This is a genomic window from Acetobacter aceti, assembly GCF_002005445.1.
GTDB lineage: Bacteria > Pseudomonadota > Alphaproteobacteria > Acetobacterales > Acetobacteraceae > Acetobacter > Acetobacter aceti_B.
This window is the reverse complement of record NZ_CP014692.1, coordinates 317,639-344,053: the sequence shown is the minus strand read 5'-3', so window position 1 is coordinate 344,053 and position 26,415 is coordinate 317,639. Positions and strand designations below refer to the sequence as shown.

20 protein-coding genes are annotated in these 26,415 nt (G+C 56.6%); 8 read left to right on the top strand and 12 right to left on the bottom strand.

Annotated elements, in window-relative coordinates; genetic code table 11:
• Window positions 1-5: 5 nt before the first annotated feature.
• From A0U92_RS01570 to A0U92_RS01560, 3 genes are all read right to left on the bottom strand, one after another.
• On the bottom strand, window positions 6-2,447 hold the full coding sequence (locus A0U92_RS01570) for an SGNH/GDSL hydrolase family protein (protein ID WP_077811700.1): 2,442 nt from the start codon (window positions 2,445-2,447) through the stop codon (window positions 6-8).
• A 374-nt stretch (window positions 2,448-2,821) separates the two neighbouring features.
• Entirely contained in the window at window positions 2,822-3,811 is a 990-nt protein-coding gene (locus A0U92_RS01565) for a mitochondrial fission ELM1 family protein (protein ID WP_077811699.1), read from the bottom strand.
• Between the two features lie 104 nt (window positions 3,812-3,915).
• A complete protein-coding gene (locus A0U92_RS01560) occupies window positions 3,916-4,143 on the bottom strand; it encodes a hypothetical protein (protein ID WP_149026349.1) in 228 nt (75 codons plus the stop codon).
• A gap of 344 nt (window positions 4,144-4,487) precedes the next feature.
• Here A0U92_RS01560 and eno point away from each other — a divergent pair, with 344 nt between their 5' ends.
• Window positions 4,488-5,765: a phosphopyruvate hydratase gene (gene eno, locus A0U92_RS01550; RefSeq protein ID WP_077811696.1), complete on the top strand. Its 1,278-nt coding sequence runs from the start codon at window positions 4,488-4,490 to the stop codon at window positions 5,763-5,765.
• Between the two features lie 181 nt (window positions 5,766-5,946).
• Entirely contained in the window at window positions 5,947-6,276 is a 330-nt protein-coding gene (locus A0U92_RS01545; protein ID WP_077811695.1) for an FtsB family cell division protein, read from the top strand.
• Window positions 6,277-6,492: 216 nt separating this feature from the next.
• On the opposite strand, the gene rpmG is transcribed toward A0U92_RS01545, so the two are convergent.
• Window positions 6,493-6,660 (bottom strand): 50S ribosomal protein L33, encoded by a 168-nt coding sequence (gene rpmG, locus A0U92_RS01540; protein ID WP_010668957.1) that lies wholly within the window; start codon window positions 6,658-6,660, stop codon window positions 6,493-6,495.
• A 157-nt stretch (window positions 6,661-6,817) separates the two neighbouring features.
• Between rpmG and A0U92_RS01535 the strand changes: the two genes are divergently transcribed.
• Window positions 6,818-8,023, top strand: a complete 1,206-nt coding sequence (locus A0U92_RS01535; protein ID WP_077811694.1) for a molybdopterin molybdotransferase MoeA — start codon at window positions 6,818-6,820, stop codon at window positions 8,021-8,023.
• Between the two features lie 126 nt (window positions 8,024-8,149).
• Here the strand turns inward: A0U92_RS01535 and A0U92_RS01530 are convergent, their stop codons facing one another.
• Window positions 8,150-10,189, bottom strand: a complete 2,040-nt coding sequence (locus A0U92_RS01530) for an NAD(+) synthase (RefSeq protein WP_077811693.1) — start codon at window positions 10,187-10,189, stop codon at window positions 8,150-8,152.
• 304 nt (window positions 10,190-10,493) lie between these two features.
• Between A0U92_RS01530 and accD the strand changes: the two genes are divergently transcribed.
• From accD to A0U92_RS01510, 4 genes are all read left to right on the top strand, one after another.
• Window positions 10,494-11,417 carry an acetyl-CoA carboxylase, carboxyltransferase subunit beta gene (gene accD, locus A0U92_RS01525; RefSeq protein WP_077811692.1) on the top strand — a complete coding sequence of 308 codons (924 nt, stop codon included), beginning with the start codon at window positions 10,494-10,496 and terminating at the stop codon, window positions 11,415-11,417.
• A 115-nt stretch (window positions 11,418-11,532) separates the two neighbouring features.
• Window positions 11,533-12,879: a bifunctional folylpolyglutamate synthase/dihydrofolate synthase gene (locus A0U92_RS01520; protein WP_077811691.1), complete on the top strand. Its 1,347-nt coding sequence runs from the start codon at window positions 11,533-11,535 to the stop codon at window positions 12,877-12,879.
• A 77-nt stretch (window positions 12,880-12,956) separates the two neighbouring features.
• Window positions 12,957-14,069 carry a TonB-dependent receptor gene (locus A0U92_RS01515; RefSeq protein ID WP_077811690.1) on the top strand — a complete coding sequence of 371 codons (1,113 nt, stop codon included), beginning with the start codon at window positions 12,957-12,959 and terminating at the stop codon, window positions 14,067-14,069.
• Window positions 14,070-14,503: 434 nt separating this feature from the next.
• Window positions 14,504-16,585, top strand: coding sequence for an autotransporter outer membrane beta-barrel domain-containing protein (locus A0U92_RS01510; RefSeq protein ID WP_077811689.1), 2,082 nt, complete (start codon window positions 14,504-14,506; stop codon window positions 16,583-16,585).
• A gap of 259 nt (window positions 16,586-16,844) precedes the next feature.
• On the opposite strand, the gene gabT is transcribed toward A0U92_RS01510, so the two are convergent.
• The 7 genes from gabT to A0U92_RS01475 all read right to left on the bottom strand — a co-directional run bounded on the left by gabT (window position 16,845) and on the right by A0U92_RS01475 (window position 24,645).
• Entirely contained in the window at window positions 16,845-18,125 is a 1,281-nt protein-coding gene (gene gabT / locus A0U92_RS01505; protein WP_077811688.1) for a 4-aminobutyrate--2-oxoglutarate transaminase, read from the bottom strand.
• A gap of 163 nt (window positions 18,126-18,288) precedes the next feature.
• The gene (locus tag A0U92_RS01500; protein ID WP_077811687.1) at window positions 18,289-19,197 is read right to left on the bottom strand and encodes a LysR family transcriptional regulator; all 909 of its coding nucleotides are present in this window, start codon (window positions 19,195-19,197) and stop codon (window positions 18,289-18,291) included.
• Window positions 19,198-19,379: 182 nt separating this feature from the next.
• On the bottom strand, window positions 19,380-20,168 hold the full coding sequence (locus A0U92_RS01495) for an ABC transporter permease (protein WP_077811686.1): 789 nt from the start codon (window positions 20,166-20,168) through the stop codon (window positions 19,380-19,382).
• Window positions 20,165-21,016 carry an ABC transporter permease gene (locus A0U92_RS01490; protein ID WP_077811685.1) on the bottom strand — a complete coding sequence of 284 codons (852 nt, stop codon included), beginning with the start codon at window positions 21,014-21,016 and terminating at the stop codon, window positions 20,165-20,167. The genes A0U92_RS01495 and A0U92_RS01490 overlap by 4 nt, the downstream gene beginning before the upstream one ends.
• Window positions 21,016-22,146, bottom strand: coding sequence for an ABC transporter substrate-binding protein (locus A0U92_RS01485; RefSeq protein WP_187668828.1), 1,131 nt, complete (start codon window positions 22,144-22,146; stop codon window positions 21,016-21,018). The genes A0U92_RS01490 and A0U92_RS01485 overlap by 1 nt, the downstream gene beginning before the upstream one ends.
• Before the next feature lie 49 nt (window positions 22,147-22,195).
• The gene (locus A0U92_RS01480) at window positions 22,196-23,212 is read right to left on the bottom strand and encodes an ABC transporter ATP-binding protein (RefSeq protein WP_077814184.1); all 1,017 of its coding nucleotides are present in this window, start codon (window positions 23,210-23,212) and stop codon (window positions 22,196-22,198) included.
• A 5-nt stretch (window positions 23,213-23,217) separates the two neighbouring features.
• The gene (locus A0U92_RS01475) at window positions 23,218-24,645 is read right to left on the bottom strand and encodes a gamma-aminobutyraldehyde dehydrogenase (protein ID WP_187668904.1); all 1,428 of its coding nucleotides are present in this window, start codon (window positions 24,643-24,645) and stop codon (window positions 23,218-23,220) included.
• 858 nt (window positions 24,646-25,503) lie between these two features.
• On the opposite strand from A0U92_RS01475, the gene A0U92_RS01470 reads away from it, so the two are divergent.
• Window positions 25,504-26,379 (top strand): EamA family transporter, encoded by an 876-nt coding sequence (locus A0U92_RS01470; protein WP_077811683.1) that lies wholly within the window; start codon window positions 25,504-25,506, stop codon window positions 26,377-26,379.
• Window positions 26,380-26,415 lie beyond the last annotated feature (36 nt).

The following is a 26,415-nucleotide window of genomic DNA, read 5'->3' as shown; positions in this document are numbered from 1 at the left end:
AAAAATCAGAAAAAAGTATAAGACTGATTTTTCTTGTTTTCCAGAGAAGTCATTATGGAAGCCTGGACAATCGGCGCGACAAGAGCATGCCCAGGAGCCAGAGGATGCACATCATCACTGGCAGAAATATACCATCCCATATTTTTCTGAATCGTGTTCGACAGACTGGAACCAATATCGATCGTCGTTACTTTGGTGTCTGATGGATAGGCTGCCTTGTAAGCACTCACAGCATTATTGAAAACTGTCAGCCATGACGAGTCATATTTAGTGGAGTAATAGAATCCAAATGGAATAATCTGGAAAAGCCATGCATCCGGCGCAGCTGCACGATGAGCAATCATCGCCTGGGTCATGGCCGCCTGCGCGTCTGATTTACTGACACTGTTCAAGGCTTCGTTGGTCAGATAATTGACGGCAACGGCCACAGGTTCAGTTGTCACCGCTCCATACGAAGAAAGATGATTATTGCTGTCAAGCGCAGAAACACCAGCATCTATCTTGTTCCAGCGACTTTTGCTGTCATCATATGTACCACCGCTGCCGGAACTGGAACCGGAGACGTAATAATAGGCAGGCACATCTCCTGTGCTGTCGCCTGCAACAAGATAACCGGAATACCCACAGGCCGAGATACAGACCTCATATCCCTGCTCTCTCAAGCCCTGCAGAACCTGAAAAGCATAACCGTAAACGATACTATCCTTATTACTGTTTGCTTCAATACCTTCAGTAATGCTGTCACCAATGATCTTGATCCAGCCTTTTGTGCCTGCGGTGGAAACACCGGCGCTGGAGCCGCCATCAAGAGTCATGCCGGAAACAACGATATTGTTCCCTCCCTGATTCCATCTCGCTTTCTGCGGAGTGCTGCTCAGAATGACGAAAAGGACATTTCCAGCGGACGGTGTGATACCGGAAAGCGTGATATCCCCTGTCGCTGCAACCGTTGTACCCACGCCATTGAGGTACAGAGTGACGTAACCTCCTGTCCCGCTGGGACCAAGATGAAGGGTTGCGCTCGGGCTGGCGGAAGCGGTCCATGTAAAAACAAAGTATGCACCCACGTTCCATGTCCGACGCAACGAAGATCCAACGCGCCCGTTATCTCCGCACCAGTTACCGGGAGAAAAGAGAAAGGCCGGTGAGTCGACTGCGATTGACCCTCCTGAGGCCGGCGCCACAGGCGTCACGGTCTGCTCCGCCGCTTGCGTTGTGCCAACTGAATTGACCGCACCAACCGTGACATACACCGGAGTACCGTTTGTCAGACCGGTAATATTATAGGAACCGGGAGCTGAAAGCGTGGTAACGGGCGAACTGCCTTCGCCTCCCGCGCTGGTGCCGACAAAAATCGGATAACCGGTGATCGCAGCACCACCCGTGGAGGCTGGCGCCGAAACCGTGACAGTGACCTGTCCGGAGCTAGCCACGAGAGTAAAAGCGGGAGCCGAAGGCGCGGTAATCTGCGAACTGACACTTAATGATAATGCCGCAGGATTGGCGAGGCTACCGTTGTTAGTCGTTGACAACGAGCCTGAACCGGACGCGGATGGAGTAAAAGCGAACGTGACCGCACTGGAACTTCCTGCAGGAAGCGTAGTTGTTGCAGGAGAAAATGTACCAGAAAGTGTGCAGGCCGGTGTAACGATCACTGCAGATGCAGGGGCCGCATTCGGCGTGACCGTGTATGTTCCGGCAGTATTGACCGTCAGGGAAGCGGGCCCGGTCAGGGTGTAGGCCGTAGCAGAAGGCGCTGCGGCATCACCGCTATAAACTGCAATTTCCTTGATGCCGGCAGTATTGCTGTTTTTTGCAGAATAAGCGCAGACACCGAAAGATCCGGCAACATTCTGAAGTGCCGCGGCATTTACGATTGCATTATCAGTAATTGTTATGCTGCCAAGAGTTGCACCCGCAGTATTGGTCACCACAATCGCCATGGACGACGTCGTCGCCGTATCCTGCGTAAGCTGAATGTCAACCGTAATCAGATCACCATTCGCTGGCTGCGTCGTGAGAGGCTGATAAACAAACTGCTGGGCTGTATTGACAGCACCTGCCACAACCGCAAAACCATGAAGATAAAACTTGGAAGAAACCTGATCGATACCAAGAAGATAACCATTGAATGCAGAGGACGTCGTCGCCCTGTTGGCGCGCAGCATAAAATAGATTGTCTGATTGAAATCAATACGGATCTGTGCCGTGATCCGACCGGATTTCGCATCTTCTGACTGCGCCCGGTATAATGGTCCACCAGACCAGGGTGTGCTTTCCTGGACTGATGACAGGTAATCCTGAGTCGTCGTGTCAGACCAGAGAGTCTTGGTCGACCAGACCCCTCCAACAAGATCAATCCATCCATCCAGAAGAGTCTGTCCTGCTGCAACCGCGCTTACGGCGCCCGTAATCTGCGTGTCAGCAAGCTGTGTCCATGTGACCATATATAAATTTCCTTGAAATAAAGTGGGGGCAACCCATTCGGCGTAAAGGTCATGATACCAGTAGCTGTCCCAGCGCATTTTATACGCATCAAAAAAACAGCCCGAAAATGAGCGTAAATTTTCTGTATCAATCCATCGATCCTATTTTATTTTCTTGCCTGATGTGAAAGACAAGATACAGAAGACCATCGCATCATGTGGCGCTGAAACGTACCTCTGGCGACGAGGTTCTGCGTCATGGAAACTGCTTTACCGGAACGATGATATTCCCGTTTTTCAAAGAATAAATATTCACGACTTGTTAAAGACCACAATATCCGAGATCCCGGCGCGGAAGAATAAAATCCGCGACACTACAAATCCCTCACTCTGTTTCAGACAGAACGGACAACAGTCGATAACGTGTCTCTGAACAGATTTTCCAGCCCCAGACGCTGACACATCCGGGCCGCAACCACTGGCGTGTCATCAAGAGACTGGACGGGCCAGTTGTCCAACGCTCCCTCGAACATACGTATCCTGCCGCATTTTTCCAGAGTTTCGAGAAACAGACCGATTCTGCGGGATTTTCCCGGTAAACCCTGCACATAAACCGGCGCTGTGCCCGCGACTGCTTCCGAGACCATGGAAACACTGTCCGCCGTGACGACCAGCCAGTCCGCACAGGCAATCAGGCCACGATAGGGATTGTCATCGCCGCCACTCCACAAGGTGCCGTGCACACTCTCCACAGCATCACGCAATACAGCCGTCGCTTCGAGGGCCGTGCGCCGCGATGTCGTGATAAACAGGTTTGCACCAGTCTGCCTGGCGGCACTCACCAGTCGGTCCGCGAAAGACTCCGCTTCCTCCCGCCCGAACCGGAAACGCCCATTTGCTCCTCCCACCAAAACGGCGAGTAGAGGACGACCTGAAACGTGCAGTCTATCCCGCCATTGCGCACGGGCGTCAGCAAGTTTCAGCGCTGTCAGTCCATGCAACGCAGTACGGCTGAGCAGAACATTCGGTCCATCGATCTCATCGTGATAATTGGCGATCACCAGATCGAACCGGTCCGGACGAATACGGGGATTCTGGATCTGCACGACATGCCGTCCTCTGTGATGCAGGGCCGTCCCGACCGCTCCCCCCTTTCCCGCCACACTGAACACGAGATCATCGTGCAATGGAAACGGCTTTTCCGATAATGCCGTCAATGGGCGCGGCCAGAGGGAAGAAGGCAGGCAGCGATGCAGAAGCCCCGTGGCCTGAACCGCGCAGAACCGTGCGGGAAGCGCGACGTACTCCGCCAGACCGAATGCCTGCGACCGCATACCGGCAAGGTCTTCTGCCACCACGGCGATTCCGGTCGGAGCGTAGAGCATTATAAAAACGCCTCATTCGAATAAGAAACCTGAGGCATTGCTCCATGCGCACTGGAAGAAGTTCTGCCACGTCCTGTCGTTCTCTTAGGATGTTTTCCCCGTTTTCAAAACATGAGAGCAGAATGCAACCACTTCACCATACAAAGAGGATTGGCGTTCACCATAACCAGCGCGGACGAACCGTCCTGACCGGGTGCCCATGTGTTCCATGCGCCGCCGGGGAAAGGGGTCAGCCTGCCATTGTTGTCGACGCGCACGAACGACGGAGATTTTTCCATTCCGGAAAAACGGGACAGACCGATAAACATGGCGCCGGTTGGAAGGAGAGCCACGCGGCTTCACAGAAACGGAAAACAGACCGCAAAGGAGGGGCGGCAGTGACGAAGGTGGAACAGCCTGTGCGGAGTCAGCGCCTCCGGTCAAAACCACGGCGCTCATGATCAGACGGCGTCGTGACAGACCCTCTTTCATGATGCCCGCTTCCCTGTTGCTGCGAGCAGATTGCCGGAGCCGCTCCATCCATATGATTATAACCCGCAGCGAAGAATAAAAGTTCATAGTGCAGAGACATATTTGACTGTTGACAACTGCGGCTGAAGCGGTCCTCTAACAGTCCGGCGTCTGCCCCGGCAGCGGTCAGCGCCTGCAATAAGAATGCATGAAACAGAGGCTAGTCATGAGCGCCATTGTCGACATCATCGCCCGCGAAATTCTGGACAGTCGTGGCAATCCCACCGTTGAAGTCGAGGTCGAACTGGCCTCCGGCGTCACTGGCCGTGCAGCCGTTCCCTCCGGTGCGTCCACGGGCGCGCATGAGGCGGTCGAACTGCGTGACGGCGATAAGTCCCGTTATGGCGGCAAGGGCGTCCTGAAAGCCTGCGAGAACGTCGAAAACGAGATTTTCCCGACGCTTCAGGGGGCGGAATCCCAGGACCAGATCGACATCGACAACGCGATGATCGAGCTGGACGGCACGCCGAACAAGAGCCGTATGGGCGCGAACGCCATCCTCGGCGTGTCCCTCGCCGTGGCCAAGGCTTCGGCTGCCGAGCTGGAAATCCCGCTTTACCGTTATGTCGGTGGCCCGTTCGCCCATGTCCTGCCGGTGCCGATGATGAACATCATCAATGGCGGCGAGCACGCGGACAACCCGATCGACATTCAGGAATTCATGATCCAGCCGGTCGGCGCGCCAACAGTGGCCGACGCCATCCGCTGGGGCTCCGAGATCTTCCATCAACTGAAGAAGTCACTGTCCGCCGATGGTTTCGCCACCAACGTCGGTGACGAAGGCGGCTTCGCGCCCAACCTGAAATCCGCTGACGAGGCGCTGACCTACATCACCCGTGCCGTGGAAGCCGCTGGCTACCGTCCGGGCGAAGATGTGACGTTCGCACTCGATTGCGCCGCCACCGAATATTACAAGAACGGCCAGTATGTCCTTGCCGGCGAGGGCAAGACGCTGGATGCGGGCGGTATCGTCGCTTACCTCGAAGACCTGACGAAGCGTTTCCCCATCGTCTCCATTGAGGATGGCGTGGCGGAAGATGACTGGGAAGGCTGGACGCTGCTGACACAGACGCTCGGCAAGTCCGTGCAGCTGGTCGGGGACGATCTGTTCGTGACCAACCCTGTCCGTCTGGCGCGCGGCATTGAGGACGGCGTGGCGAACGCCCTGCTCGTGAAGGTGAACCAGATCGGCACGCTGACCGAAACGCTGGCCGCCATGGAAATGGCCCACCGCGCTGGCTACAGGTGTGTCATGAGCCATCGTTCCGGCGAGACGGAAGACACCACCATTGCTGATCTGGCAGTCGCCACGAACTGCGGTCAGATCAAGACCGGCTCGCTCTGCCGTTCGGACCGCACGGCGAAATACAACCAGCTCATGCGCATCGAACAGGAACTGGCGACGGCAGCAGCCTATGCAGGCCGCATGATCCTGAAGAGGTAAGATCACGCTCATCTGTCTCCGGTCTTTCCGTGACCGGAGACAGGCTGTGACGTGAAAGCCGCTATAAACTTCCCGAAATGTAATTTTTCAGCCATTTCGCCTTTTTTAAGCCATATCTTGCAATACGGTATGGGACAGGCTTGAAACCCTTGGTTCGATTCTTTCGGAGGTCCCGATTCGTATGCAGCTTGGCCGGATAGTCCGTCGCGCCGTCAACGCGGTCCTCCCTCCCTCCGTCTTTCTCGCTCTCACCGGATATTTCTGCTGGCAGGCCACACAGGGTGCGCACGGGCTGAAATCCTACCACGAGCAGCTTCACCTGCTTGATGAAGCCCACGAGTCCCAGGTCAACGCCGTCACCGAGCAGGCTGCCTGGCGTCGTCGTGTTTCGGGTCTGAGCGAAGGCGCGCTGAACGCGGATATTCTGGATGAGCGCGCCCGGGCAATGCTCAATCTGGCCAACCCCAACGACATTGTCGTGCCTTACGACAAGCATGCGCAGCTGTTCTAAAGCCGCATCAGGGAACGTCGCCTTTTTGAAAAAAGGCGACATCAAAAAACTTTTATTTCAATGAGTTATCAATAAAACAAATCGGGATCAAAGGGACCGCGTCCCTTTGTGGGATTCGGGGCAAAGCCCCGCAAAGCATCCCGACACCCCAAAGAAAAAGCGCCCTTCCCGAAAGAATGGCGCTTTTCTTATGGACTGCGTTTTAAGGCGCAGACCTTATTTGATTTTCGCTTCACGGAAGACGACGTGCTTGCGGGCAACGGGGTCGTACTTCTTCAGTTCGAGCTTGCCGGTCTGGGCGCGCGCGTTCTTCTTGGTGACGTAGAAATATCCGGTGTCTGCGGAGGAGACGAGCCGGATCTGGATGACGTTGGACTTTGCCATAAGATCCTCGGAATCGTGCCTGACCGCAGGTCCGGATTTGCACCCCTGATCGCGGCCGTGGTTCAAGTTCGGCGCAAATTGCGCATCCGAGGGCCTCAGGTCAAGCATTCATGCGCCCCAGACGGCCCGGAAGCCCCAAAAAGTTTGGAAAAAACCCATGATCGAGGTCTCAGAAGCCCTTCACCGCATCCTTGCCGCCCTCCCGCTCCTCGGCACGGAGACCGTTTCGCTGACCGAGGCCTGTGGCCGCATCAGCGCCGCACCGGTCACGGCACGCCTGTTCAATCCACCGGCGGATGTCTCCTCCATGGATGGATATGCCGTCAGGGCGGCCGACACGGTGGAAGGCGCCAGACTGCATGTGATCGGGGAAAGTCCTGCCGGTCACCCGAGCGACAGGACGGTCACACCCGGCGCCTGCCTGAGAATTTTCACGGGCAGTCTGGTCCCCACAGGCGCGGACGCCATCCTGATTCAGGAAAACACGACCCGCGATGGCGATCACATTGTGGTGACGGAACCTGTCGCCAGTGGACGTTTCATCCGCCCGAAAGGTCTGGACTTCTCCGAAGGCCAGACCGTCATCCCAGTCGGTAAAAAATTATCGGCACGCGACATCGGTATCGCGGCCGCGGCCAACTGTCCGTGGATCACGGTTCGCAGGCGGCCTCGGGTGGCGATTCTCAGCACCGGTGACGAGATTGTTCTGCCCGGTGATATCGTGCCGCCCGGCTCCATTGTCGGCTCAGCCGCTTTCATGCTCGCAGCGCTCCTTCGCAAGGCGGGAGCGGAGCCGATCATCCTGCCAGTCGCACGGGATACAGTCGATTCGCTGACAGGCAGCACCCGGCAACTGGAGACGGTCGATCTTCTGCTGACCATCGGTGGCGCCAGTGTGGGAGACTATGATCTCGTCAAGAAAGCCCTCGGCGAGACCGGACTGGTCACGGACTTCTGGAAGATCGCCATGCGTCCCGGCAAGCCGCTGATGTTCGGCCAGATGAACGGGACACCCGTCATCGGTCTGCCCGGCAATCCGGTCGCGGCCTTCGTGTGCAGCTTTGTGTTCGTGCTCCCCGCCCTCCGCGCCATGTCCGGCGAGATCACCAAAGACGACGGTATCGAATCTGCCCGTCTGGCCAGCGATCTCCCGGCCAATGACCAGCGTTTCGACTATCTCCGCGCCACATTGAGCCGGGATGAGGCCGGCGTTCTCTGGGCGAAACCCTTCTCCCGGCAGGATTCGTCCATGATGGCTCCATTGGCCGACTGCGACGCCCTGTTGCTGCGGGAACGCTTCGCGCCGGAAGCAAAACAGGGAGAAACCTGCCGGATCGTGCGTCTGCACGGACTGGTGGACTGAGCGAGAATTTAGGGGCTTTACTCCATACCCCACCAAAGGCGCGCCTTTGGAAACCACTTCTCGGGGTGCAGCGGCCTGCGGTCCCTGCCGGGCGCGGGCAAAGCCCGCATCCCTGTCCAGAAACGCTTAGGGCACGTTCTTTTCCAGCTCCTCCAGCCAGACCCGGGCATTCCCGTCAGAAGGCGCACGCCAGTCACCACGAGGAGAGAGCGAGCCTCCCGCCACCACCTTGGGACCATTCGGCATGGCAGAGCGCTTGAACTGGCTGGTCGTGAAGAAGCGTTGGAGAAACACGGCCAGCCAGTGTTTGATGGTCGGCAGATCGTAGGACTTGCGCTCCTCCTCGGGAAAGCCCGGTGGCCACGCGCCCATATCGATCTCGTTCCAGGCATGCCATGCAAGAAAAGCGATCTTCGAAGGGCGAAAACCGTAACGGAGGACGTGAAACAGCGAGAAGTCATGCAACGCGTAGGGACCGATCGTGGCCTCCGTGCTCTGCACCGCACCGTCCGCATCAGCAGGGATCAGCTCCGGTGAGATTTCCGTCGCAAGGATGGCTCTCAGGATCTCCACCGTCTCCGGGCTGAACTGGCCGGATGACATGAACCAGCGGATCAGGTGCTGGATCAGCGTCTTGGGCAGGCCCGCATTGACGTTGTAATGCGCCATCTGGTCCCCCACACCATAGGTGCACCAGCCCAGCGCCAGTTCGGAGAGGTCGCCCGTGCCGAGCACGAGACCGCCACGCTGGTTGGCCAGACGGAACAGGAAATCCGTCCGCAGACCTGCCTGCACATTCTCGAAGGTGATGTCGTAGACCGGCTCACCACGCCCGTAAGGATGGCCGATCTGCTTCAGCATCAGTTCCGAGGCGGGGCGGATGTCGATTTCATCCGCCGTCACCCCCAGCGCCTGCATCAGCGCATGGGCATTGCTCTTCGTTGCATCGCTGGTGCCGAAGCCCGGCATGGTGAAAGCGAGCACCATATCCCTTTTCAGACCGAGCTCATCCGCCGCGCGAACGGCGATCAGCAGAGCCTGCGTCGAATCAAGCCCTCCCGAGACGCCGATCACCATCTTCCCCGCTCCCGTTGCGGCGAGACGCTGGCGCAGCGCAGACACCTGAATGGTGCAGGCTTCGTAACAGTCCTGCGCCAGCCGCGCCGGGTCCGCCGGAACGAACGGAAAGCGGGGCACATCGCGCATCAGACCGAGATCCGAGGCTGGCGGCGCGAATGTCCGCACGATCCGTCGCCACAGCCCGGAATCCTCTTCAGCAGTCGCGTTGGCCGCGAAGGAGGTCATCCGCATCCGCTCCTGCCGGAGCAGGTCGAGGTCGATATCGGCCAGCACATGCCGCGCTCCCCCCGGGAACCGGTCGCTGGCTTTCAGAAGGCGACCATTCTCGAAGATGGAAACCTGACCATCCCAAGCCACGTCTGTGGTCGATTCCCCCTCTCCTGCGGCCGCATAGAGATAGGCGGCATGGCAGCGATCGGACTGGGAGCGACAGAGCATGTCCCGCTCCTCCGCCTTGCCGACCGTGATATCGCTGGCTGACAGATTGGCCAGAACGGTGGCCCCGGCGAGCGCTGCACGCGTGCTGGGCGGCAGCGGCACCCACAGATCCTCGCAGATCTCCACACCGACGCAGAAACCGGGAATGTCCCGCGCCTCGAACAGCAGATCAGTGCCGAATGGTGCCTCCACGCCTGCCACCTGGATCATGCCGTTCACTATGCCCGCACCGGGTGTGAACTGTCGGGCCTCGTAGAACTCACGATAGTTCGGGAGGTAGGATTTGGGCACGACACCCAGAATCTCGCCGCGATGAATGGCGATGGCGCAGTTGTAGAGCGCGTCATGGTGACGCAGCGGCGCACCGATCAGGATGAGGGGAAGACGCCCTGCGGTGGTGCGGGCGATCTCGGCCACCGCCTCCTCGACCGCGTCCAGAAGCACATCCTGCTGGCGCAGATCGTCGATCGCGTAACCGGAAAGGCCCAGCTCCGGGAACACGGCCAGCATGGCTCCCTGTTCAGAGCAGGCCGAGACGCACTCAATGATACGCGCGGCGTTCAGGCGTGGATCGGCGAGCCCCACGGGCAGTGTGCAGGCCGCGACGCGGGCGAAGCCGTGCCGATAAAGGGAGTAAAAGTCCCGCATTGGGTGCCCTCGCGCAATCCGGAGTGATCTGGAAATCCATTCTATAGTCGGAGCAACGGACACAGACCAAACGGCTTCTTGCGGGAGCAGGCGCGCCCGGCAGTCACCCGCTCAGAAGAGGAGCGCCCTGTATGATGGCCGCCCGATGAGACATGGCCTGCGCCTGTGGGCGCTCCCGTCCAGAGAAAATGTCCACATACTTGGCAGAGCGCCGCAGGAAAGCTATGCAGTCCCCCCTTACCACCGCCCCTGATGTCATGGGATGGCGGATGACCGTTTTGTTTTTTCTGCGCGGAGTTGTGGCATGAGCTGGCTGACCAAATATGTCCGCCCCAAGATTCGGGGACTGCTCAAGCGCGACGTTCCGGACAATCTCTGGACCAACTGCCCGTCCTGCCACCAGATGGTTCTGGTGAAGGAACTGCGGCGCACTCTCAATGTCTGCCCGCACTGTGGCTTTCACATGAAGGTTCCCGCCGCCGAACGCTTCGAATGGACGTTCGACGCTGGCAGCTACACCCGCATCGAACTGCCGAAGGTCGCCGCGGATCCGCTCGGCTTCCGTGACCAGAAGCGTTACACGGACCGTCTGAAAGACGCGCGCGCCAAGTCCGGCCTCGATGAGTCGCTGGTTGTCGCGCATGGCAGGATCACCGGCTATCCGGCGGTCGTGGCGATCATGGCATACGAGTTCATGGCGGGCACCATGGGCACCGCGCTCGGCGAGGCTTTTGTCGCCGCCGCACGGCTCGCCATCCTTCAGCGTTCGCCGCTGGTCATCTTCACCGCCTCCGGTGGCGCACGCATGCAGGAAGGCATTCTCAGCCTGATGCAGATGCCGCGCACGACCGTAGCCGTACAGATGCTGAAAGACGCCGGACTACCTTACATCGTCGTGCTGACAGACCCGACCACGGGCGGTGTCTCCGCCTCCTTCGCCATGCTGGGCGACGTGCAGATTGCCGAACCGAAGGCGCTGATCGGCTTTGCCGGACCGCGCGTGATCGAGGATACAGTCCGCGAAAAGCTGCCGGAAGGCTTCCAGCGTTCCGAGTATCTTCTTGAACATGGCATGCTGGACATGGTCGTGGAGCGCAAGAACCTGCGCGAGACCCTTGGCCGCGTCATCGGTCTGCTGACCGCAGCGCCTCCGGGTGACGTTTTTACGGAAACCCTGCCCGATCCGGAAGAGCCGGGTTCGGAAGAGACTCCGCTGCCCGTCAACTGAGCGGGAAGCGGGTTTTACGAACGTCTTCACACGGTGAGGCGGGTGCGCCTCATCATGATCCGCTCTGATACGGCGGCCCCGCCCGCTCCGGGCGCATGCCCCGGAGTGAAACAGCATGACCGATACGTCTTCTTTACCCCAAGGCCCCACTCTCGGAGCCGAGTTCACGGGTCGGACCGGCACCGTTCTCGAACGGCTGAACCGGCTTTATCCGGCGCTGATCGACCTCTCCCTCGGGCGTCTGGAAACACTGCTGGCGAAACTCGGCCACCCCGAACAGCATCTCCCTCCCGTCATCCACGTTGCCGGCACCAACGGCAAAGGCAGCACCTGCGCCAATCTCCGCGCCATAGGCGAAGCGGCCGGCTGGCGCGTGCATGTCATGACATCGCCGCATCTGATCAATGTGACGGAACGCTTCCGGGTGGCTGGTGAACTGGTCAGCGAAGAAGAACTGGTCGCCACACTGGAGGAAATCGAACGGGTGAACGGCGATGAGCCAATCACCGTGTTTGAGGTGCTGACGGCGGCCGGTTTCCTGCTGTTCTCCCGTCATCCCGCCGAACTGGCCATCATTGAGGTCGGACTGGGCGGCCGCTTTGACGCGACGAACGTTCTCACCCGGCCCGCCGCCTGCGCCATCACTGCCATTTCGATGGATCACGAGGCTTTTCTGGGCAACACACTCGCCGCCATTGCGGGTGAGAAGGCAGGCATCATCAAGCCGGGAGTGCCGGTTGTGACCGGGCGGCAGCCTCAGGCCGTCCGGGACGTTCTGGAAGCGGAAGCCGCCAGCAAAGAGGCTCCGCTCCTGTTACGGGATCGCGATTGGGAACTTGCACGCAGTGAGGCCCACGGCGAGGGCGGTGCGTCCCTGCTTTATCAGGACGCCGAAGGAGCGCTGACACTTCCCCTTCCCGCTCTGGCTGGCGCGCATCAGGACGACAACGCGGGACTGGCTGTCGCCACCCTGCGCGCCAGTTGTCTGGCCCTACCCGATTCGGCATGGTCGGGAATCGCTCACACGCACTGGCCCGCGCGGCTTCAGAAACTTGAAGGCACGCTCGCGGCACAACTCCCGGCCGGGTGGGAGTTATGGCTGGATGGCGGACATAATCCCGGCGCCGGCGAGGCGCTGGTGCCTGTACTGGAACAGTGGTCGGACCGTCCGCTGCATATCCTCGTGGGCATGAAGCAGACCAAGGACGCCTCGGGGTTTCTTGAACCACTCCTTGAACACGCGACCTCCATCCACGCTGTGGCTGAACCTGACCAGCATCTTGCGCTGCCCGTGGAAGCTATCGTGGCCGCCTCTCACGGCAGAGCGCAATCGGGCCCTGATATTGCCTCGGCACTGGCCAATATTTCCAGCAAAGGGGAAAAAACAGCGCGCGTGCTGATCTGCGGCAGTCTTTATCTGGCCGGTGTTGTGTTGAAAAAAGACGGATGGCGCGCTGAATAAGAGGTTTCGTAAGCAATCATTAACTGCCTCGCCTTAGGAGAAACACTGGTACTGTTTCTCATCTGAGCGAGGCGCCCTTGCGCAAGATTCTCCTGTGTCTGGGCCTCTCAACAGTGGCTCTGTCTTTTGCCCGAGAGGCTCACGCCCAGTTCGCCCCTGAACACAGCGCCTCCTATCTGGACACACGGCGCGACTCCGAGCAACGCCACCAGACGCTCGCCCGCATGCTGATGACCATGGACATGGACCCTGGCGATGCAGGAACAGTAGACACGTCGCCACTCAGCCAGTACCGCATGCCAACACGACGCTTCGAGCAGGAAGAAGGCTTGCAGCATCCACGCCGTCACGCGTTGCCCGATGATCCCCAGCCTGCCCATTTTGGCCGTTCGTCGTATGAGGCCTCTTCACGTATTCCCGCTGTCGTACAGGTCAACCGGGAAGTCGGTCTCTCCGTGACGGGCGCATGGAGCAACTACAAGGAAAAACTCCCGTGGCAGGGCGCAAGCACCGGGTATGACCGGGAAACCGGCTGGGTTCCGGGTTTCCAGCTTGATGTGGCCGACATGTTCAACATGTACGAAATCGATCATGTCTTTGTCGCCGCACATTTCGCCCTTGGGGACGGGGATGTCTCATACAAGGGATCTGCCTCCAATGGGTGGGGAGACGTCTGGCCCCTTAACAGCACCTCGCATCGCATGACGACCGACAGCCGCATCGAAGTCGGAAAGGGCTTCATGGTCGATAACCGCTTCATGATCACCCCGACGATCGTCGGAGGATACTGGTCCTGGAACAGGGATATCCAATCGGCCGGTGGTGTTCCGAAAAGCTCCGAGGCTTATGGCGGGTTCCTCGCCGGCATTCAGGTGCGTCTTGATTATGCAATCACCGATGCTCTTGTTCTTCGCGGCAGGCTTGCCTGGACGGAACGACTGGCCTCACGCATGGACGCGGCTGGCACAATGGGAACTTTCCACCTGCGACCGCGCCCCGAATGGACGGCGGCTCTTGATTTCGACTATCGTATTGCCCGTTCGCTGCATCTCATCGGTGGTGCGCAATATACATACTATTCATTTGGCCGTAGCCAGCCCGTTGATCAGCGTAATGGTTTCTATGCTTTGGAACCCAGCAGCTGGACAAATGGCGTAACCCTTCATTCCGGGATTGCTTACGGATTCTGAGAGCGTTTTTCTCAAACCAGAGATCCACGCACCGCTCCGTCCTTCATGCCGTTTCGATTCAAACCAGATCGAAACGAAGAAGCCGTGCTCTTTTTAAGAACCATCCCTGAAAACAGCCTGCTTTGTCATTTCTCCGACGACCAGGGGTGCAACCTCCTTCAGGGACGGTTAAGCAGCCATAAAGGTACGAACGAGCAGGAAACATTCTTTCATGAAGTCCGAATACAGACGTTTTCTGACAGGCGGCCATGTCCTTCTCAACGAATCAGCATCCGATGGTTTGCCAACACAGATACATGCTGACTGAGGCATCCGGCATTCGCCAGAAATGGAATTTCTGCTTTTACAGAGGCTCCTCGGAAAAATATATTCCCAAAACCCCCTTATTCACAAAATGAATTTTAATTCAGCAGATCATTAAAGAGCATCGATATATGAGCGACATATCCACGGAAACGCCACTGATCACTCCTGCCTATACATTGACAGGACCAGCATCTCTGTCCGTGGGTTCCAAGGCCCTCTTCAGTGTAACACCTACAGCCGGCACAACACTTGCGGCGCCGTTGACTGTCACACCTGCGTGCACACTCACGGGTACATTTACACCCGCGTCTGTTGTTCTGGCTGTCGGTTCCACTAGCACCGTGACCTTTACCTTCACGCCCGCAGAGGCTGGTTCGGGCACGCTGAGCACGACAAACTCTGCGAGCCTCACCGATCCGAGCGCTCTTTCCGTCTTCTCCATTGCTGTCTCGAATTCATTCACCACCTATACGTTGACAGGGACCACCAGCCTGACAGCCGGTGTTGCTTCCACTTACACCATCATGCCCGGTACCGGATCGAGCAGATCCCAGGACATCTCAATCACTCCACTCAGTACAGTGGCAGGCACCTTTTCACCAACGACCCTTACTTTCCCTGCGGGGTCCACCAGCGCCATCACCTTTACTTTCACCCCGACAGCAAGCGGTATCGGAACACTCAGCACAAGCAGCGGCGGAACCCTGACTGACCCGGGAGGCCTGTTTATAACAGTTTCTTCTACAGAAACGCCTTTTACACAATACTCACTGACAGGATCACGTGCCCTGACAGTCGGCACAGCCACCACCTACACCATTACGCCGGGAAGCGGCACGGCTAACACAAAAGCGATTACAGTTGTTCCTCTCTGCACTCTGACAGGAACATTTTTTCCACAGACCATCACCATCCCGGCGGGATCGACAGCGCCTTTAACCTTCACCTTCACTCCTTCCGTTGCAGGAACGGGCAATTTTACCGTTACCAACACAGGCGCCCTGAGCAATCCACCAGCATTCACCGTCACGGCCATGGCGTTCAGTGCTGCCTATACTCTCACGGTCGACTCTTCGGCGTTTCTCTTCTCTCCCGGTAACTGGACCGGTGATGAAGGCCGGGGGGGCTCCCTCTGGCGGAGCACATGGAATCCGGGAGCGTGGTTTCAGGTCTCCTGGCTGGCCTCGGCAAGCCCCACCGCCACCATACATCTCGGACCTGAAAATACTGGCGCATATATAACGTATTTTCTTAACAGCGTTGTTACCAGGGACATTGCAGCAAAAACCGACCTTACACTTTCAGGTATCCTGCCCGGCCAGGTTAACAAACTGGAAGTCTTTCTGACGCGGACGCCAGACACAGACCGCTGGAACAAGGGAAGCAACTGCCTCACCGTCAGTGGCATGACAATCGATCCGGCTTCTTCGGCTGCCCACATCGTCTCAGTCAAACCATGGGGCAAACTGGTGGGCGATGATACGACAGAAGGCACATCAGCCGATGCTGGCAATGATAATGTGCTGTCGTCCTATGCTTATTTTTTGCTCCGGGGCATGGAAGCCGCCGGGTATCGGATCAGTATCTCTGCCTGCGTCGGCTCGGGCTATCTCACTCCCGGTGACAGCACGAACGATGTTCCCGCATTTTATTCCGTGACAGGATCAAGTAACGGTTTGGGAGGAGCTTACAACGATACAAAAAGTCGATGGAACCTCATTGACTCCGGCATTTCCGCCCTGGATAGCGACGGCCTTCTCAGCTCCTATGGTGAGATTGGGACGCCTCCGAGCTGGATCGCCTTCAACCTCCTCTCACGTGACGCTCTGGCTTACGCCAATCAGTCTGATGCTCAGGCCGCGATGACGCAGAGTCTCCTTGCCCACAGAGCGGCGGCCCCTGATGCGTGGTTATTTGCCATCATGCCATTTGGCCTCCGTTATGCCACAACGTACAGCGCGACATGGCCTCAGCTTTTTACAAATGCCATCACCAACTACAGACTTTCAAACCCTGATGATGACAAGCTGATTGTTGTAGATCCTGGAACCGATCTTGCCGTTCTGCTGGAATCCAACCGGGACTGGTATACGACAACGGATGGCAGTCAGCTGCTTGAAGCCGGGCAGGCCATTTTTGCTTCTGTTGTCTCAAGTGCGATGCTCGGCAGCATGACAACCCACAATGAAAGAACATATACTTATTATTGAATGATCACCGGCTCTCGGAAATCAATAAAAATCCCTGCGTGAATTACGAAGACATCCTGACAGGAAAACGTCATTCCGGAGGGAGCTTCTCTCCAGAAGAAGCGCGGCATTTCTGAGATCCCCACCTGTCGCAGATCAGAAACGAGGATGCGCAGAACGGGGATGTGCGCTCAGCGCGAACAGCAGTCGATAGTCATAAAAAAGGTGTTCCACTCCCATGGAACACCTTTTGGTCATCCAAGACAACCGAATGCAGGATTCAGTTCTTGAGGGATGCCTCAAGAAGATCCAGACCTTCCTGCAACAGTTCATCACTGATGGTCAAAGGCGGCAGGAGACGCACCGTCTCTCCCAGAACACCACAAGACAACACGATCAGGCCTGCCTCTGCCGCGCGTGCGCAGATTGACGCCGCACCTCCGGCCTGCACTTCGTCAGAACCATGAGCGCTGAGGACATCGAAGCCAATCATGGCGCCAAGCCCATGAGCCTTGCCTACAGCGATCAGATCGCTACGTTCCGTCCAACCGGCAATGCGCTTGCTGATTGTCTCACCAAGACTCTCTGCGCGGGCGCAAAGATTCTCTTTTTCGATGACATCAAGAACTGCAAGACCCGCTGCACAGGCAAGTGGTGAGCCGCCATATGTTCCGCCGAGACCACCCGGACGGACCGCATCCATGATCTCTGCACGGCCAACAACGCCAGACAGCGGGAATCCGCCACCAAGAGCTTTCGCGACCGAGATCAGATCAGGCTGAACACCTGAATGCTGTATGCCGAACAGTTTGCCAGTACGGGCAAAGCCGGTCTGAACCTCATCAGCAATCAACAGGATGCCATGCTTCGTGCATCGTTCGCGGAGGCCTTCCAGAAGCTCCTTCGAACTCACGCGGAAACCGCCTTCACCCTGGATCGGCTCAATGATGATCGCAGCCACACGGGACGGATCAACGTCCGCAGCAAGCATCAGATCAAGCGCATTGAGGCTATCCGCAACCGACACACCCTGCGCAGGGAACGGCACATGAAAGACGTCACCCGGCATGGTGCCGAACTGTGTCTTGTAAGGGTTCACCTTGCCGGTCATGGCAGACGCAAGCAGCGTGCGCCCATGGAAGCCACCGGTAAACGCGATAACGCCTGACCGGCCTGTCGCAGCCCGGGCGATTTTCACCGCATTCTCTGTCGCTTCAGCACCGGTCGTGAAGAAAATGCTTTTTGCCGGACCATCGAACGGCGCGGCGGCGTTCAGACGTTCTGCCAGAGCAACATAGTTTTCATACGGCGCGACCTGAAAGCCCGTATGACTGAAATGCTCGAGTTGTTCCTGCACAGCCTGAATGACAGCCGGATGACGATGACCGACATTGACCACAGCGATTCCCGCTGCAAAATCAATGTAGCGACGTCCTTCGACATCCCACAGTTCGGCACCCAGAGCCCGCTCCGCATAAATAGCGGTCGCCGAACCGACACCAACAGGAACGGCTGCCGCACGCCGAGCCGACAGATCCTTGTTGCTCTTGCCTGTACTCACGTTTCTTTCCCTACTCTAAAAAACTGCCCGACCCGTTCGGCCTGATATCAAAACCCAGAGCATTCGGAGCGCACCGCACGCGCTGCACTCCACATAATCCCTCTTCCGACACTCTTCCACCCGTCAAAGAAGAAAAGTAAACTTTACTCTCTGGCTCCGTTCATCAGACTGCGATTCGCTCAGTCCGCTGCAACGCCATGTCCATGAAATACTGAACCGGAGCACCCAGCGGCAGGCCACGTCGCCACATCACCAGAAGATCCGCAGTCGGAAGCTCTTCCTGAATCGGACGGGATTCTATCTTTTCGCCTTCAAGCGACCATGGACGATAAATCAGTTGCGGTAACAGGGCGACACCATGTCCCGCAGCCACCAGACTGCGCACCGCCTCTATTGAAGTCGATCGGAAACAGGATGTCGGCAGAAAAGAAAACCGTTCACAGACCACCGTCATTCTGCTCTCAAGAATATCAGCTGCAAGAGTGATAAAAGGCTCCCTGTCCAGTTGCTTCAGGCTTACCTGCTTTTCCTGCGCAAGCGGATGTCCATGAGACAGCCAGACGTGGTGAGGCGAAACACCCATCACGTGCGCGCCACAGGCGCTTGGAACCGAGCTGCCGAGACGCAGCATCACGGCAAGATCGAGTTCACCTCCGATCAGCATGTGGTCAAGATAATCAGTTTGCTCTTCTACGAGCGTTACATTCACTTTCGGAAACGCACGTTTGAATCGTGTCAGAAGATCTGGCAGCACATACCCGGCCACAACCGGCGTCACACCAAGCGTGAGCGTGCCGACAAGAGCCTCTTCGTCCTCATCCTGCATGCTCTGCGCATCGGCGACATCAGCAAGAATACGCTGCACACGCTGGAAAAACTGCTGCCCGCGTCGGGTCAGAATGACGCCCCGCGCATGACGGTCAAGCAGCCTGAACCCCATCTCGGCTTCAAGATCACGCAGAGCTTCCGTTACGGTTGACTGAGACACCAGCAACACCATTGCCGCACCGGAAATTGAACCGACTTCCGCAACAGATGCAAAATATCGGAACTGGCGTAACGTCAGCGCCATAACAAACAGCTTTCCTCACCAACATACAGTGAAACCGGGGAAAATTCACTGTCCCGCATCCGGAGTTTTTCAAAGAATATCAGGAGACGTTCCGGAAAAATTCCCTCAGTCTTTTGCTCCGTTACGACGGCGCCCATTGCGTCGGCCATTCTCCGAAGCCGAACCCTTTTCCTTCATACGGCTTATTCCCTGGACGCGGAAGCCGCCAGTTTCTGACCCACAATGATCGGCAGGAGTGTCACAGCAACAACAGCAAACACCACGACATTCACTTCCGGCATGTGCTGGCCAAGACGAATGGCCCCGAAGATCCACAGAGGCAAAGTCGTTTCCGAACCGGACGTGAAGGTCGACACAATCACTTCGTCAAAAGAAAGTGCAAACGCCAGAAGCATTCCCGACACGATGGCCCCGCTCAGAAGCGGCAGCGTCACACTGGTGAAACTTCGAAAAGGTCTCGCACCCATATCCTGAGCCGCCTCGATCAGCGAAGGGGGAAGCCGCCGGAGCCGCGCCATGACATTGCTGTAGATTACAACAGTACAGAAAGTCGTGTGCGCAATAACCAGCGTCACCATCGTGAAGGGAATTTCCAGCGCGGTGAAAAAACTGTTCATCGCAATACCGGTCAGCACCCCGGGCAAAGCGATAGGGAGTGTGAGAAAAAAGGAACCCACCTGCACGATGCGGGAAGAGAGGCCACTCATCCCCACGGCCGCCAGTGTACCGAGAACCGATGCGAACAGCGTCGCCAGTCCGGCCACTTCCAGCGAAACAAGAAGAGCGCCCCGCACTTCTTCATCCGCCCATGTCGCGTAAAACCATTTCAGCGAAAAGGACTGGATCGGCCAGACCTGCACGGATGAAGCATCGAACGCGAATACCAGCACAATCAGCAGTGGCAGCAGCAGAAACGCGAGCACTGCCGATGCAGCGCCCCAGAGAGCAAGATTACGCATCGAACCACTCATGCTCCGTCAAAGGCTCCAAAACGCCGGGCAAACAGCATATACGCACCGACCACCACAAGGAGAATCATGGAATAGGCTGCTGCAAAAGGAATATTTCCGGACACGCCGACATTGGAGTAGACCACGTTGCCGATAAACTCCGACCCGGCGCCGCCTACCAGCATCGGCGTGACATACTCGCCCAGCGTGACAGCAAAAGTGAACACAGATCCCGCCGCCATACCTGGAATGGCGAGAGGAAAGATCACTGTCCGAAAAGTCTGGAACGGTGTAGCGCCCATATCCCCGGCTGCGTCAGGAAGAGACGCAGGAATGCGCTCCAGCGCCGAGACAAGCGGCATCAGCATGAAGGGCAGCCACAGATAGGTGAATACAATCCACAAGGCGACATTTGTGAAAGCAAAAGACTGTTCCGGTAGCCCAACTGTTCGCAAAAACCAGTTCAGCACGCCATCATGGCCCAGAATCAGTCGCCAGGAATAAATACGCGCCAGCATGCTCGACCAGAGCGGCAGCGCCACCAGAACGAGCAGAACCAGTTTCATGCGCGGACCAACCTTACGGGCGATGACATAGGCCAGCGGCCACGCAAGAATGATGTCTGTGACCGTGACCAGGGCCGCGATACCAATCGTCCGTTCCGCAATGATGCGATAGGTGGCGTCCGTGGCGAGAATGCGAAAATTGTCCAGCGTCCACTCGTGGATCATCTCGCCGGACATTGAATCGACCTGCCAGAAAGCCGAAAGCAGCAGAGCAGACAGACTGCCCAGATAGAAGACTGTCAGCCACCCAAAGGGTGGCAACAGCAGGGCCGCATGCCCCAGAAGCTTCCGGCTACCAGACATTACTGTTTGACCTGCTGCCATGCGCGCTGCCAGGCAGCATAATCCAGGCAATTACTCTGCCCGTTTCCACATTGTTTAACAGGTGTTTTCCAGAATTTGATCGTGGAGAAATAGGCAGCCGACGCATCAGCATGATACTGCTTGCACGCCCCAGGCTGCGCCGCATCCATTTCGGCGCACGCTTTCGTGCTGGCAGGCGTTTCTCCAAAGGACAATGCCTGCTGCGCTTGCACTTTTGGCGTCATCACATGGTTGATCCACAGATAGGCGCAGTTCGGATGTTCCGCATGCGCGCTGATCATCCACGTATCGGCCCAGCCGGTAGCGCCTTCAGTCGGGATGGTATCCTGCACAGGCACATTTGCCGCCCGCAATGTATTGGCCTGATACGGCCACGCTGCTCCGACCTGCGCATCCCCACTCTTGAACAGGTCAACTTCATCGGAAGCCAAAGCCCAGTATTTCTTGACCAGCGGCCGCTGGTCCTTCAGCAGCGCCACGACCGCATCCATCTGGGCCTGCGTCAGCTCATAAGGGTCCGTGATCCCCAGTTCCGGCTTGGTGTGAGACAGATACAACGCGGCATCGGCAATCTGGATCGGATTATCCGGAACCGTGATCAAGCCTGCATGAGCCTTGTCATAAATGACGGACCAGCTTGTCGGAGCAGTCGCGATCGTTTTCGTATTCCACATGAGGACATTCGGGCCCCATTCGTAGGAAATACCGTAATGAACCCCCTTCACCGTATTGAAGAGCGGCTCTTTCAACTCCGGCATAAGATCGGCGTAGGCCGGGATCAGGCTTACATTCACAGGCTGCACGTTCTTGCCGAAGATCAGCCGAAGCGCCGCATCACCGGATGCCGACACAACGTCAAAACCCTTGCCGCCGCCCATACGGGTCAGCGCCACCATTTCATCGGATGAGCCGACATATTTGCGATGAACCTTGCACCCGGACTGCTGTTCAAACGGCTTGACCCAGGCGTCATCAGCGTAACCTTCCCAGGCAACGACATTCAGATTGCCTTCGCCTTTACCGATAGAGGCTGGAAGATCGGCCGCATGGGCCTGCGCGACCATAACGGTGCAGCCCGTTGCCAGAAACAGCGCACTGAAACCTCTCATGCCTGTCATCCTTGTCTTCATGGTAACATAAGCCATTCCCTAAACTTCCTTATGCTGAAAGAGGATAAGCATCCCGCCTGGACCATACAGCCGTAACGGCCATATTTTCACTCAAGCCACGCGCCTGACGGGACGGCACCATGGTGGTCACATCCGTCCCACCCCCGGATGCAGCCACGCGGCAGCGCGTAACCGGCCCGAGATAGGAAATCTCCTGAACAAGACCGGACAGACCCGCCTCATCAGAAGCCATTTCATATCCCTGCTGTTCCAGACGGATATCTTCCGGACGCAGCAGAATGTCCTGTCCGTTTTCATTCAGGATGTTGGACGACCCGATGAAACGGGCAACGAAATGACTGGCAGGCCGTTCATACAACTCTTCCGGCGTCCCGATCTGTTCGATGACGCCTTCCGAAAAGACGGCAATCCGGTCACTCATGCTCAGCGCCTCTTCCTGATCATGCGTAACATACACAAAGGTTATTCCCGTCTGCTTCTGGATTTTCTTGAGCTCCACCTGCATTTCGCGGCGCAATTTCAGATCCAGGGCTCCCAGCGGCTCATCAAGCAGGATCAGGGAGGGTTCGTTAACCAGAGCACGAGCCAGCGCCACACGCTGCCTTTGGCCACCTGAAAGCTGAGAAGGACGACGATCTCCTACTGTTTCCAGATGCACCATTGCGAGCGCCCTGGTGGCGCGATCGGCGCGCTCAGCGGCACCCACTCCCCTGATCTTCATACCGTAGGCAACATTCTCCTGAAGGCTCATGTGGGGAAATAATGCGTAATCCTGAAACATCGTGTTGACATCACGTCTGTATGGAGGAAGACGCGTCACCTTTGTGTCGCCCAGAAAAACCTCACCGGAGTCCGGCATTTCAAACCCGCCAATCAGACGCAGTGTGGTGGTCTTTCCTGAACCGGAAGGACCCAGCATGGTAAAGAACTCTCCACGCCGGATGGTCAGATCAATCCCTTTCAGAACCGGCTTGCCATGACCGTAAGATTTTGTCAGCGCCGTCAGCCTGACCGCAGGCTCATGCAAGGAAGAATCATCCGTCATTATTGTCAGTTCCATTTTACCATGACATGTCGGGACACGGTGTAATCCTCAATCGATCCAAGACTCATATCCTTGCCGTAACCGGAATTCCGGAATCCGCCATGCGGCATTTCATTAACCAGTGTGAAATGCGTGTTGACCCATGTACAGCCGAAACGAAGACGTGATGCAGCTTCCATTCCACGACGAATATTTCCGGTCCATACAGAAGAGGCCAGTCCGTAGGGCGAATTGTTCACATTCCTGATAACAGCATCCATATCCCGGCAACGCGTCACGGAGACGACCGGCCCAAAAACCTCGCGTTCGACAATCTCGTCTCCGGGAAGAGCCCCGGCAATGACTGTCGGTTTATAAAAAAAACCTTCACCATCAATCATGTCGCCACCCGTTGTGATTTCGACATGAGGAAGCTCCGCAGCACGTTCGACAAAGGCCGCCACCCGTGAGCGCTGGCGCGCTGAAATCAGAGGCGGGATCTCATTTTTCTTGTCATCCTTCTTTCCAAAAGAAATCTTTTTAACTGAGGCTGTCAGTTCAGCGACGAGACGATCATAAACCTTCTCGTCAGCATAGACCCGGCATGCAGCCGTACAGTCCTGTCCAGCATTGTAATATCCAAAAGTCCGAACACTCTGAACAACTGCCTCCATATCAGCATCATCATAGACAATGACGGGAGCTTTACCTCCCAGCTCAAGGTGTGTTCGTTTCACTGACCGCGCAGCGGCTGCAATGACTTTTCTGCCGGTCGCAATATCTCCCGTGAGTGACACCATGGCGACATCCGGATGGTCCAGAAGCTGCTGCCCGACAGAATTACCTCTCCCCAGAACGATATTGACGACTCCCGCAGGCACGATCTCCGCAAAAATTCTCCCAAGATGCAGCAGTGTAAAAGGCGTGTTTTCAGAAGGCTTGATCACACATGTGTTGCCCGCAGCCAGAGCCGGAGCAAGTTTCCACGTCGCCATCAGTAATGGATAATTCCAGGGGGCAATACACGCCACCACTCCAACCGGCGCGCGCCGCAACATGGAGGTGTGGCCCGCCAGATACTCTCCTGCAATGGGACCACTCAGGTTTCTCGCTGCTGCGGCAAAGAAGCGGAAACCGTCAGCGATAGCCGGAATTTCATCACTCAATATCAGATGACGAGGCTTGCCTGTGTTTTTTGCTTCGAGTTCAGCAAATATGTCGGCATCACGCTCAATGGCCTGAGCCACCTGCAGCAGATACATGGAGCGTTCGGCTGGCGTCGTCATGGACCAGGCCGGAAAGGCTTCCTCAGCAGCCCGCACAGCAGCCTCAACCTGTTCCGTCGATGCGCTTGCCAGTTCCATGATGATCTCCCCCGTCATCGGCGCGAAGAGCTTTTCCTTCTCTCCTGCTCCTTCGACAAAGTCCGAGCCAATCAGCATTCTGGTAAACACCATGCACGCCCTTCAAACCAGCAAACCGTTTGTGATCCGCCTGATTCCTGAACCGTGGCATACGTTACGACATCAAACCAATAGATAATGCCCATAAGCCATATCGGAAAATACGATATTATTTTAACATATTGATATAAAAAACATATTTCATTTTTATCGCTTTTTTCCTTTCATAATTTTATGCTCTTTTGATAAATCCATCACTTGAGAGCGTCTGCCGCTCGATTTGGCGGAAGATCCCGCCTTGAACTCACCTGACACACTCCATCTGCGGGAATATGTCTCCTGGTCATCGATTATAACGATAATACGATATTAAAATTAAAAACCGTATCATTTGAATGACTTGACGAAAATTCACTTCCCATAACCACTATAAAGTATCTGAGAATTTTTCTTTCAACCTTACCTGCTGTTCTCCACCTTCAGAATGTCTCGGGTTGTTCGGCAGTGACCCGTACACAAGCACACGCTCAATAGTCTGACCTCTATCATTATCGATCAGGGACAGTTTCCGCTCATCCCCTCTGCGACGGGATTATTTCCTCGTTTCAGAGACCCGGCAGGACCGGGCCTTGATCTCGATTTTCTATAGAACGCAAATATTTTGAGTAATATACCTTATCTATATCAGAGAATTTCTTACAACGACATTAACTGTCGCGACTGACACGGCCTCATTTCACGCCCCATTCTGCCGCCCACCCGTTTCACCATTACCGGGGCGCGCACTGATTCTTTTGCGGCAGATGGCAATACCATGACGGCCTACGATAAAATTTATCTCTCCTGCCTTTTCGCTCTCCACCATTCTTGCAATAGCTTTACGATCATCACCACAGCAAGATACTGATCATGCGTTCACCGCTCCTCTCCCGTCAGACACAAACCGAACTCCTGCCTCCCGGCGCGGTTGTGCTCGCCATGGTCTCCATCACCACCGGCGTATCCTTTGCCAAAACCCTGTTTCCACTGATCGGTCCTGCAGCAACAACAGTCCTGCGACTTGGCCTGGCCTCGATCATTCTAGCCGTCATCATGCGCATCTGGCGCGTCAGGGCGCCACTCCGCGCGCTACCCGCCGTTCTCCCTTACGGCATGTCCCTCGGAATCATGAATATGCTGTTTTATATGGCTATTGCACGAATTCCTCTTGGCATCGCCCTTGCTGTGGAATTCATGGGGCCGTTGGTGCTGGCTGTTTCATTCTCCCGCAACAAAAGTGATTTTCTATGGACGGGACTGGCCGTCATCGGTCTGTTTCTTTTACTGCCGCTACGACATGATCCCCATCCGATCGACCCGACCGGCATGTGTTTTGCGCTCGGAGCGGGGCTCTGCTGGGCTATCTATATTCTGACTGGCAAGAAAGCCGGGGCTGCGGTTGGCTCCTATGCGCCCTCTCTGGGAATGATTGCGGGCACTCTGACAATTCTACCTTTCGGCATCACCCATCTCGGGCAGCAGTTGCTTCATCCCCACATCATTTCTGATGCTCTGGCGCTTGCCGCTCTCTCAAGCGCCCTTCCCTATTCACTCGAAATGTATGCGCTCCGACGACTTCCGACAAAAACTTTCAGCGTGCTGACCAGTGGAGAGCCAGCAGTCGGCGCACTCATGGGCATGCTCCTGCTCGGTGAGCATCTTCCACTGCCCGACTGGCTCGGCATCGCCGCCATCGTGACGGCTTCGCTTGGAACGACGCTCATGAATAGAGGAAAAACAATTTAGGCACAGGAACTTTCATAAAAAAATAGACCGTGACCG